An 11,366-nucleotide genomic window follows, 5' to 3' on the forward strand; every position below is an offset into this window, starting at 1 on the left:
ATAAAAAAGCCAGCGCAATTTTGCGCTGGCTTTTTTATTGGTGCTGACAGCTGTTAAGTGCTATTGATTAGGGGATTTCAGCTTTTCAACCAGTAAAATCGAATACCAATTCTTGTTGCTTAGAAAAGTGACTTTATAATTTTTGTTTTTTAATAGTCGTAGCTCAACCCACTGTGGGCAGTCAATATCTTCTTTTTCCTGCAAGAAAATTAACCGGTTGTCCGGACGATCTACCGGGCATTTCTTCAGATAGTCGGGGTAGTCGAGGACCAGAAAGCGGTCATGTTTGCTGAGGAAGTCTTCACTGCTTACGACATTATGCTGGAAAAACTGCGGAAAATTGCGTTTCCAGGCCTCCATATGCTTATATCCTTGAGGGGGAAAATTGCCACTGTTAGGATCTATTGCAGCTTCCCAATCCAGAATAAAGAAATAGTTCAGTCTATCGGGAGCGTAAAAATTATGCTCTAAAAACCCACCTGCCGACGTAACTACTTTGGGCAGAGAGGCATACTTACGCCCTATTTCAGACGTCATATCAGCAGCGCCAGGACGGTTCTGTTTTCTAAAGGAATAAGCCTTGCTTAATGGATGAATAATAAGTAGACATATAAATATCAGGGAAATAATAGAGATAATACTAAATGTTCTTTCTTTTGAAATCCCAGCCTGTACCGGGGGGATTTTAGAAAATATAAATGCGATAAAAATTACCCAGCCTAAGGAGCTAGGAATCATATAGCGGTCATAGAATATAGGCTTTATGGTTAGGGATATTACCCATATAGCAAAGGGAACCAGAATAAGAATCGACCCTATTACTAAGATAGGAAGTTCAGAATAGTTAATTTTTAGATTCCTGATGAATGTCGCCTTTGATTTGGTTATCTGCAAGAGGAGGAAAAAGGCGATAATCATGACGAATCCAATTAGGAAATACTTGTCAATGAACCTTGCGTTTTTTATATTATATATACTTAATAAATCTAGATAATTAGGCTTGGGTAGCCAAGTGCGGGGCTTGCCGGCGTCGGCTTGAATAAGAAAAGAAGGCAGGTAAAAGACGAAAGTAATCCAGCTTAGTAGTATGGATAGATAGAGCTTAGGGCGGTAAATATTTAATAGTCTGTCAGTTATAATGAATGCCAGTAGAATGGCGGCGCTGTAGAAGCCTCCAAACAGATGCGTGTGAATAATGGCTGCGTGAACACAGAAATTGAGCAATAGTTGTTTATTCGAAAGCTTTTGGTTCCTATAATAAGTATCGTAGAATAAAATCGCTAGAGCGCTAAGGGCTAAAAACAAGCCATACATCCTCGCATCAGCGTTTTGGTTAAGGATCACCTTGGACGTGCAGAAGACGAGCAGGGTGCCGGTGGCCGTGGCCCACAGCGCGTAGGTGCGGCGCAGCGTGGCCCAGGTCAGCAGCAGGGCGGCGGCCATGCCCAGCGAGGAGAACAGGCGCAGGGAGAGTTCGGCGGAGCCGAACAGCTTGTCCCAGCCCCAGCCGAGCAGGAAGTAGAGCAGGGGCGTGTTGTTGAGCTTGTCGTGGAAGGCGGCCAGCATGCGCCCCAGCGAGGGCTCCGACGTCATGTAGTACGAAAACAACTCGTCGTTCCAGTAGTACTTTTTAGAAGATATTATGACGCAGCTTAGTAGTAAAGAGGCTACTGCGGCTCCAAGCAACAAATATTCCCACTTATTGATGGAAGTACCTTGGCTAACAGGCTTCAGAATAGTTTTCTTATCTAAAGGGGGGAGTATACTTTCTTTCATTAACCTCTAGATTATTTGATGCCGGATGCCATGATTAAGATAATTAATATGTGCTATAAATTAGGTTTTATCTTTTCAACCAACAGGATGGAAAACCAGTATTCATTACTGAGAAAAGTTACTTTGTATTTTTTATCGTTTAACAAACGCACTTCAACCCACTGGGGGCATTCTAAATAATTAGTCCATAAATCGGTGACGTGCAATCCGGCATGCTTCAATGGGCATCTTTTAAGATAATCAGGATAATCAATTACCAAAAAGTTATCGTGGTGGCTGAGGAAGTCTTCACTGCTTACGACATTGTCTTGAAAAAACTGCGGAAAATTGCGTTTCCAGGCCTCCATATGTTTGTATGATTGCGGAGGGAAGGTGCCGCTATTGGGGTCAACTGCAGATTTCCAATCCATAATAAAGAAATAGTTTGGTCTATCGGGAGCATAATAATTGCGTTCTAAAAAAGTGCCTGAAGAAGTTACAACCTTCGGGAGGTGTGCATACTTCTTGGCAATCTCAGGTAGCATGTCTGTTGTGCCGGGGTAGTTTTGCTTTCTAAATCCTTTTGCAAATATTATCGGATACGCAGTCGTAAAAATTAAGGCAAGAATAGGTGCTAATAAAAGCGCAGGATTCTTTGAGATAGCGGAAATATTTTTTTTGCTAAATACAGTTTTGGAGGCGATAAAGGAAAACAAAATTACCCAGCCAATAGCACTAGGAATCATGTAACGATCATAAAATATAGGTTTTATGGTTAGGGAAATTATCCATATAGCAATTGGAACGATGAGTAAGCAAAACCCAAAAATCAAAACAGGTATTTCAGTAGTTGGAATATTTATATTTTTAATTAATTTCTTGATATTGCCTTTTCTTATTAAATAGATGAACAATACCAACGCAATAAAAAGTAAAAAGCGTCTGCCGATCCAAGTAGGCTTGGTTAGGTTATAGATATCCAATAAGTCGACGAAGTCAGGTGCCGGAATCCAGGTGCGGGGTTTGCCGGCATCGGCTTGAATGAGGAAAGAAGGGAGATAGAAAACAACTGATATCCAGCTTAGTAGTATGGAGAGGTAAAGTTTGGGCCGATAAAGTTTCAGTACTCTGTCGGTGGCGAAAAAAGCCACCAAAATGGCCCCGCTGTAGAAGCCCCCAAACAGATGCGTATGAATAATGGCTACGTGGACTAACGCATTGATTATCAGAAATTTATATGAAATTGTGGTGTTTCTGTAGAAGTTATCGTAGAGCAGGAAAGCCATTGCGCTCAGCGCCAGAAATAGCCCGTACATTCTTGCCTCAGCATTCTGATTAAGAATTACTTGTGACGTGCAGAAGACGAGCAGGGTGCCGGTGGCCGTGGCCCACAGCGCGTAGGTGCGGCGCAGCGTGGCCCAGGTCAGCAGCAGGGCGGCGGCCATGCCCAGCGAGGAGAACAGGCGCAGGGAGAGTTCGGCGGAGCCGAACAGCTTGTCCCAGCCCCAGCCGAGCAGGAAGTAGAGCAGGGGCGTGTTGTTGAGCTTGTCGTGGAAGGCGGCCAGCATGCGCCCCAGCGAGGGCTCCGACGTCATGTAGTACGAAAACAACTCGTCCGTCCAAAAATACTTTTTGGAGGATATAATGATACAGCTTAATAGCAACCCACTTATAGACGCAACTAGTATTGTATAATCCCAGCCCGTTAATTTTGATTCTTTACTATTAGACAATGATTTTTTTAATAGTCCTTGCTCCCTTGGAGCCCTGCTGCTTATTTCTTTAATTTCCATTTCTTTTCTGATGTAAAACCATCAAAATTATAATAGATATATTTAGTCTATAAGGTTGCTTTTTCTGCTACTAAGCCTTTTGATTTTCCTAAGGTCGTAGCAGAATAATATTCTTTATTCTTAAACATTTTCTTCATCCAAAGCCGGTACAATACCTGCCAATAGCCACCACCTACTTTCACTAGTTTAAAAGAGGAGACACCCATATCGGGCGTGCGGTTGATCCAGGAAATAGGCACTTCCTTGAAGGTAAATCCCATCAGAATAGGCAGCAACCCGGTTTCGGCGTTTATTGAAAAGCCCGGCTGAGTTAGCTCCATCTTCTCCACGACTTCCCGGCGAAGTAATTTCAGGTTGTTGGTTACGTCGCGGAATTTGGTGCGCAAGATGATGCGCGCCAAGAAATGAAACCCGCGGTTGGCCGCGATCTTTTGGAAGGGATAGTTCAGCAACACGCTGCGCCGCGAAAACCGGCTGCCAATCACCACATCATAGCCTTCGGCTGCGCCGTCGAAAATATCCCGTAGATCGGGCAATAAATGCTGAAAATCGCAGTCCATGGACAAAATGTACTTGCCTGTAGCGGCCCGGTACCCGTCCATAATGGCCCGGCCGACGCCGTTGGGTGGAGTGCGGAACACCGGCGTAATCAGCGGGTATTGCTCGGCCAGCTCGGTAATCACTTGCTTCGTGTTGTCACGGCTGTTGTCGTCTACGAGCACGATTTCGTACAGGTAATCGCCATACAGGTCCAGGAGCCGGCTCACCAGCGGCCGGAGGTTCATTTCTTCGTTGTGGCAGGGAACTACCACGGACACAGCATTATATAACTCCGGATGATCGCATAGAGAGACCGTCGGCAGCGGTACGGTGCGCGGTGGTTTCTGGGCGTGCAGCAGGATGGAGCCGGCCAATGTGCGCACGAAAGGCATATTTTCCAGCAGAATCGACATGTTCTGCAGAAACCACGAGCCGTTGGCCGTGAGCGGGGCGTAGGCAAAGTCATTGAACACCGAGAACACCCGCACAAAGCCGATTTCGGAGATCAATTCGTACAAATCAGGGCGACTGATCAGGCGCCGTTGGTCTTTTTTGCCCAACAGGCCGGAAACGACCCGGTTGATTCTCAGGAATGGGTTCCAGGGATTGCTCTCATAAAAAATAATCTCGCCACCCGGCTTGAGCAATTTGTAAGCTTGCTGAAGCAGCCAGGAACAGTTGGATTTGTCGAGCAAATCCATGGCGATAATGAAGTCGAACTCGCGCCCTTCCAATTGCTCAGTGGAGTTTGCTAAGCTCATAAACTCCACGTTATCAGACTCTTCGGGTGTTTGGGGCAGGGCTTCTAAAAAAGTGACCGAAGTGATTGGGTTCTCGCCCCTGGAAACCTGCACCAGCTTGGGCGTCAGCAACCCCTGCCCGCAGCCCAGCTCCAGAATGGATTGGCCGGGTAATAGATGAATCAGGTGGCGGAACGATTGGGCCCGCCACAACAAGCGGTCTTTCAGAATGGGATCGCGATTGAGCCAATAGTGGTCCCGAAACTGCTCGCGCTTGCCCAAAACTTCTATTACTTCGTTCATTTTAGTACGGATTGCAGGTGTGGTAGAGCAGGTATTTGTAACGGATTGGTAATCAGAAATATAAGAATCTTAATTCAGCTGTTCTATTCGCTGGCTAGAAGCTTTGTAAATCTGGTGCACGGTTTCTTCTAGGGAAACGGAGATATCCCACGACGGATAGTGCTCCCGCATCTTGGCGAGGTTGGAAATGTAGCAGATGTGGTCGCCGATGCGGTTTTCATCGACGTAGGTGTACACCTGAGACTTGCCGGAAAACTTTTCCACGAGCTTGAAGGCTTCCCAAATCGAGCAGGAGTTGGCGCGGCCGCCGCCTAGGTTATACACTTCCGCTACGCGCGGGGTATTGATGAAGGCCTCGATGAAGCGGGCCACATCGTGGGAGTGAATGTTGTCGCGGACCTGCTTGCCTTTGTAGCCAAATACTTTGTATTCGCGGCCTTCGAGGTTGCATTTCACCAAGTAGCTCAGAAACCCGTGCAGCTCAACGCCGGAGTGATTCGGGCCGGTAAGACAACCACCTCTGAGACAGCAAGTTGGTATGCCAAAATACCGGCCGTATTCCTGCACCATCACGTCGGCGGCTACTTTGGAAGCCCCAAAAAGCGAGTGTTTCGACTGGTCGATGGAAAAACTTTCGGCAATGCCGTCGGCGTAGTCTGGGTCGGCATAATCCCAGCGGGTTTCCAACTCGGTCAGGGCGATGGTGTTCGGGCGGTCGCCGTAGACTTTGTTAGTCGACATGTGCACAAAAGGCGACTCGGGGCAGGCCTGGCGCACGGCCTCCAGCAAATTGAGCGTGCCGATGGCGTTGGTGTCGAAATCATCGAAGGGAATGGCCGCGGCGCGGTCGTGAGAAGGTTGTGCCGCAGTGTGCACAATAGCATCGGGCCGAATGTCTTTTAAAAGCTTCAGGACGCCTTGGCGGTCACGGATATCAAGCTCGTGGTGGTGAAACGCGCTGCCGAGCTGAATGGCCAGCCGGCTTTGGTTCCAGCGGGTATCGCCCTGCGGCCCAAAGAAAACTGCGCGCTGGTTGTTGTCGAGACCATATATCTGCCACCCGCGCTCTGCAAAATGGACAGCAACCTCCGACCCAATCAAGCCCGACGATCCGGTGACTAGTAACTTTCTCACATTCAGGGATTTAACAGTGTAGTTTCTGATAGTTTAGGCAATCAAGCAATAGCAAGCCAAGTAAAAATATGTACCGGCCCGGAACGAGCCCAGACCTTGTGAAACATTCCTTAAGGAAAGCAAAAAATCCTTGGCGCAATCTTGTAGTTTCAAAGATACTAAAATTTTGGATGTATAGAGGATATTACAGGATTTTTTGAACAAACAAGCCTTTAGAGTGCTATTAATCCGAGCTGTGATAAAACTATATTTAGAAAAAAAGAGTTGAAAGAGCCATACTTACCAGCTTTTAAAGTACTGTAATGGTAAAAAAAGTTACATTCTAAGTCTTTAGTAAAGAACAGTATACATTGTTGTTGAAGACTCTGGTGGGGTAAAAAGGTACGAGGATCGGCGTGAGATTGCGGAGCAAAACTGTTTGGTACCAGAAGCGGTAAAAGCCTTATGTGGGGCAGATGGCGTGTCCTGAGCCGGCGGCCTAAGTTTTGAGATGCTGCCGTAGGTAGTACTTTAGCGGAGCCTAGATAGAAACCCATGCTTTCTGGAGGGCCGTACTATTCTGGCGATCAGTAGCCAGTTTGGTACCAAGGCTGAAAAAGTTAAGAACCTAAAAGCGCTGGCCCTGAGGCTGCAAAAGCAGAAATTACCCCCTTCTATATGTCCAAGATCGCCGTGATTGGCGGTGGCTCCTGGGCCACAGCATTAACCAAAATTCTCTCTGAAAACGGGGCCCAGGTAGGCTGGTGGCTGCGCCACAAAGAGGATGTACAGCACTTGCTGCGTACCCGCCACAACGCGCGCTACCTTTCGTCGGTCGCCTTCGACTTGGACAAGGTGCTTCCCTCGTCTGATCTGGAGGAAGTGGTGGAGGCTGCGGAATGGGTGGTGCTGGCCGTGCCCGCCGCATTTGTGCAAAATGCCCTCGAGAAGCTCGACCGCGACGATCTGAAGCACAAACGCGTTATTTCGGCCATCAAGGGCATGATTCCCAGCAAAAACGTGCTCGTTACCGACTACGTAGCCGAGCGTTTTCGGCTACCCCACGAGCGGCTGGGCATTGTGGCTGGCCCATGCCACGCCGAAGAAGTAGCCTTGGAAAAGCAAAGCTACCTGACCATCGGCGCGTGGGACATGGCCTTGGCTGAGGACTTCTGCCAGCTGCTGCGCAACCGCTACGTGAAGGCGTCGCCCATGCTGGATCTGGACGGAATTGAGTACTGCGCCGTGATGAAAAACATCATTGCCCTGACCTGCGGCATTGCCCATGGCTTAGGCTACGGCGACAATTTTCAGGCCGTGCTGGTGAGCAATGCCGTGCAAGAAATCCGGCGCTTTGTGCACGCCGTTAATCCGCAGCCGCGCGACTTGTCGGCCTCGGCTTACCTCGGCGATCTGCTGGTGACGGCGTATTCGCAGTTTTCGCGCAACCGCACGTTCGGCAGCATGATCGGGCGGGGCTATTCGGTGAAGTCGGCGCAGCTGGAAATGAACATGGTGGCCGAAGGCTACTACGCCGTGAAAAGCATTCACGAGCTCAACAAAAAGCTGCTGGTGAACATGCCGATTGCTCTGGCCGCGTATCGCATTCTGTATGAGAAGGTTGCGCCCGCGGTAGAAATCGAGTTGCTGAAGGAAAAATTCAGGTAAGGCCCACCGCTGTCAGTACCGTCAGTACCAGTAACCTGCTTCCTTGCAACAAGGCTCAGCACTGCTTGTCGTTTTCACGTATCAGCCTAGTATTCACCAACCACTCCCGCATATGGCTACCTGGGGCTACCACAATTTCGACAACGATGCCGCGGCTGACTTCGCCGAAGACTTTCGCGATAACCCAAACGAGGCCGTTCTGCTGGAAGCGCTCGCCGCCGTGGCGGAAGAAGAAGATCACATCGACGCCGATGCCGCCAGTGAGGCTTTGGCCGCAGCGGAAATCATTGCGGCCGTGATGGGCAAGCCCGCTCAGGATTTGCCCGTCGATCTGATTCCAGTGATCGTGAAGATGGATACCGATGAGAGCGAGGATCTGCTGGAATTGGCGCGCGGCGCGGTCAAAGCCATCTTAAAGGAGTCGGCGTTGCAGGAGCACTGGGCCGGCAGCGACAACGCCGCCGACTGGCAACACTTGCAGCGCGATCTGCTGGAACGGCTTAAGTAGTTTATCCAACGGTATGCCCTGGTATTTCCTCGCATTGCTGGCGGCCTTTTGCCTGGCGCTGTATAACTTTTTTATCAAGCTGGCATCCGGTTACATACCGGCCGCGGTGGGGGCAGTAGTACTGCAAATTGTAGCTGCCGGACTGGGCGCGGCCTGGCTGCTGAAGCTGAAGCTGCAAGGCCAGCCGTTGCCCGTAACTAGTAAGGGATTGCTGCTGGCCGCTTTGGCGGGCGCCGGGGTGGGGCTGGCCGAAATTCTTACGTTTGTGGTATTCAGCCGCGGCGTACCCTCGTCCGTGGGCACGCCGGTGTTGGTGGGCGGTTCGGTGCTGCTCACTGCCGCCTTGGGTCTGGTACTGTTACGCGAGTCTCTGACGTGGCCGCAAGGAGTGGGCCTTGTCTTAATTGTGGTCGGCATTGCGCTGTTATCGCGCGGCCACTGATTTTCGGGTTCTCCGTAGCAAGCTAAAGGCTGTTCAACAGCAATAAGTTACCGCGGCTTGCACGTGCCAACTTGCCATTTGCTCAAGCCCCGCGGCAAGCCAATTTTATACAGCATAAGCTCTATAAAATTTTGTTATACAGGCATAGACCGTGTTTATACCTAACTATCAGGTAGTAAGATAGTTAGCTATTTGGGCATGAAAAGGCACCACCTTGAGCGCCAAGCGCAAAAGAACGGTGCTATATAACGGGTAAACCTTCACGTAGGTTGCTAGTATATTAGTGGTACACAACACCCACTTACGATCATGGACGACAACCAGAAGCCCCTTCAGAACGGACATGCTACCGGCGACGGCACAGGCACGGCCAGTACTGGCGCCGGCACTTCGCACGACCAGCGCACGGCTGCCGGCGAAGGCGCCCAGACCCTCACCACGCGTCAGGGCCATCCGCTTACCAACAACCAGAACCTGCGCACCGTGGGCAACCGCGGCCCGGCAACGCTGGAGAACTATCAGTTCCTGGAAAAAATCAGCCATTTCGACCGGGAACGCGTGCCCGAGCGCGTGGTACACGCTCGTGGTGCCGGTGCGCATGGCGTATTCGAAGCCTACGGCAAAGTAGGCGACGAGCCAATTGCGAAGTACACCCGCGCTAAACTGTTTAACACACCCGGCAAAGAAACGCCGGTATTCGTGCGCTTCTCCACGGTAGGCCACGGCGGCCACTCACCCGAAACCCTGCGCGACCCGCGCGGCTTTGCGGTGAAGTTTTATACCGAAGACGGCAACTGGGACTTGGTGGGCAACAACCTGAAAGTGTTTTTCATCCGCGATGCCATGAAGTTTCCGGATCTGATTCACTCGCAGAAGCCCGACCCGGTGCACAACCGCCAGACCGGCGAGCGCATCTTCGACTTCATCTCGAACACGCCAGAGGCCATGCACATGGTGGCGTTCCTGTTTTCGCCTTGGGGCATTCCGGCTAACTACCGCCAGATGCAGGGTTCGGGCGTGAACACCTACAAATGGGTAAATGCCCAAGGCGAAGCCGTGCTGGTAAAATACCACTGGGAGCCGCTGCAAGGCATCAAAAACCTAACCCAGCCCGAAGCCGAAGCCATTCAGGCCAAAAACTTCAACCACGCCACGCAGGATCTGTTCGATAACATCGCTAAAGGCAACTTCCCGCAGTGGGAGCTGCGCGTGCAGATCATGAGCGACGACGAGCACCCCGAGCTAGACTTCGATCCGCTGGACGATACCAAAATCTGGCCCGAAGATCAGTTCCCGCACCTGCCCGTGGGCAAGATGACGCTGAACAAAAACCCCGAAAACTACTTCGCCGAAGTAGAACAAGCCGCATTCGGCACGGGCGTATTGGTCGACGGCCTCGACTTCTCGGACGACAAAATGCTGCAAGGCCGTACTTTCTCGTACTCCGATACGCAGCGTTACCGCGTGGGCACCAACTACTTGCAGTTGCCCATCAACGCGCCCAAAAAGCACGTAGCCACCAACCAGCGCGATGGCCAGATGGCGTATCACGTGGATGCGGCGCCGGGCCAGAACAACCACATCAACTACGAGCCGTCGTCGTTGAACGGGCTGAAAGAAGCACCTCGCTCTTTCCCCGATCACACGCCGCAGTATACAGGTCGTTTGTTGCGCGAAACCATCGACCGCACCAACAACTTCAAGCAAGCCGGGGAGCGCTACCGTCTGCACGAGGATTGGGAGCGTGACGACCTGATTAACAACATGGTAGGAGCCCTGGCCAACGCCGACCGCAAGGTGAGCGACAAAATGGTGGAGCTGTGCACCAACTGCGACGCCGATTGGGGCCGCCGCTTAGCCGAAGGCCTGCAAAATGCCCGCAGCGGTCAGGCAGGCGCAACGCAAGCCAACGAAAACAAAGCCTCCGAAGCCGTGGCGCAAGCCGAAGAAATGGCTCACGACGCCAAGCCGTATTAAGGCTCCATCTGTAGGATTTTGCAAAAAGAAAAGGGAATGCCAGTTGGTGTTCCCTTTTCTTTTTGCAGCTAAAGTTGCTTGTTGTGTATGGGGCAGTAATATTTCGGATCGCACCCTGATATTTGGCAGCCACCCAAATGCACTTCTCCTAGCTTAGCTTTTTTCATTGTTCTTTTGCCCGGAAAGCCATAGGCTATCGGAATAAAATGATCCTTGTGGCCATCTACGCAGGCAGGCAATGCGCCATTTGGGTATATATATTTGCAGGGACCTGGATAAGGAATTGTGAGTGAAGTGATCGTGTCTTTGGAAACAGAAACACTTTCCACAGTTTCCGTACGATATCCAACCAGTAAAAGGGCCAAGGAATAGATGCCAGGATGGAGACCTTCAACGCGGAACGCCCCTGTTTTATCAGTTGATGCACCCCTCACAACAATACTGTCTTGCTTAACTAAAATCGTAACACCTTGAATATCTCTATCTAGTTGACTGCTGACCAGTTGTCCTTGCAACTGGCCATATTG

9 protein-coding genes are annotated in these 11,366 nt (G+C 50.4%); 4 read left to right on the top strand and 5 right to left on the bottom strand.

Going from position 1 to position 11,366, the window contains the following annotated elements; translation table 11 throughout:
* Nucleotides 1–60: 60 nt before the first annotated feature.
* The 4 genes from H9I52_RS09390 to H9I52_RS09405 all read right to left on the bottom strand — a co-directional run bounded on the left by H9I52_RS09390 (nt 61) and on the right by H9I52_RS09405 (nt 6,265).
* Nucleotides 61–1,776 carry a glycosyltransferase family 39 protein gene (locus H9I52_RS09390; protein WP_187453646.1) on the bottom strand — a complete coding sequence of 572 codons (1,716 nt, stop codon included), beginning with the start codon at nt 1,774–1,776 and terminating at the stop codon, nt 61–63.
* Between the two features lie 53 nt (nt 1,777–1,829).
* On the bottom strand, nt 1,830–3,548 hold the full coding sequence (locus tag H9I52_RS09395) for a glycosyltransferase family 39 protein (RefSeq protein ID WP_187453647.1): 1,719 nt from the start codon (nt 3,546–3,548) through the stop codon (nt 1,830–1,832).
* A gap of 47 nt (nt 3,549–3,595) precedes the next feature.
* Complete coding sequence (locus H9I52_RS09400; protein ID WP_187453648.1) at nt 3,596–5,131, bottom strand: glycosyltransferase; 1,536 nt, start codon at nt 5,129–5,131, stop codon at nt 3,596–3,598.
* 69 nt (nt 5,132–5,200) lie between these two features.
* On the bottom strand, nt 5,201–6,265 hold the full coding sequence (locus H9I52_RS09405; protein ID WP_187453649.1) for an NAD-dependent epimerase/dehydratase family protein: 1,065 nt from the start codon (nt 6,263–6,265) through the stop codon (nt 5,201–5,203).
* Between the two features lie 657 nt (nt 6,266–6,922).
* On the opposite strand from H9I52_RS09405, the gene H9I52_RS09410 reads away from it, so the two are divergent.
* The 4 genes from H9I52_RS09410 to H9I52_RS09425 all read left to right on the top strand — a co-directional run bounded on the left by H9I52_RS09410 (nt 6,923) and on the right by H9I52_RS09425 (nt 10,839).
* Nucleotides 6,923–7,912 carry an NAD(P)H-dependent glycerol-3-phosphate dehydrogenase gene (locus tag H9I52_RS09410; RefSeq protein ID WP_139517164.1) on the top strand — a complete coding sequence of 330 codons (990 nt, stop codon included), beginning with the start codon at nt 6,923–6,925 and terminating at the stop codon, nt 7,910–7,912.
* Nucleotides 7,913–8,024: 112 nt separating this feature from the next.
* Nucleotides 8,025–8,420: a DUF4259 domain-containing protein gene (locus tag H9I52_RS09415; RefSeq protein ID WP_187453650.1), complete on the top strand. Its 396-nt coding sequence runs from the start codon at nt 8,025–8,027 to the stop codon at nt 8,418–8,420.
* A 13-nt stretch (nt 8,421–8,433) separates the two neighbouring features.
* Nucleotides 8,434–8,862, top strand: a complete 429-nt coding sequence (locus tag H9I52_RS09420; protein ID WP_139517167.1) for an EamA family transporter — start codon at nt 8,434–8,436, stop codon at nt 8,860–8,862.
* Between the two features lie 309 nt (nt 8,863–9,171).
* Complete coding sequence (locus H9I52_RS09425) at nt 9,172–10,839, top strand: catalase (protein ID WP_187453651.1); 1,668 nt, start codon at nt 9,172–9,174, stop codon at nt 10,837–10,839.
* A gap of 68 nt (nt 10,840–10,907) precedes the next feature.
* On the opposite strand, the gene H9I52_RS09430 is transcribed toward H9I52_RS09425, so the two are convergent.
* Nucleotides 10,908–11,354 carry a carboxypeptidase-like regulatory domain-containing protein gene (locus H9I52_RS09430; RefSeq protein WP_187453652.1) on the bottom strand — a complete coding sequence of 149 codons (447 nt, stop codon included), beginning with the start codon at nt 11,352–11,354 and terminating at the stop codon, nt 10,908–10,910.
* Nucleotides 11,355–11,366 lie beyond the last annotated feature (12 nt).

Origin of the sequence: Hymenobacter sp. BT491, from assembly GCF_014349165.1 — a bacterium.
Taxonomy (GTDB): domain Bacteria; phylum Bacteroidota; class Bacteroidia; order Cytophagales; family Hymenobacteraceae; genus Hymenobacter; species Hymenobacter jejuensis.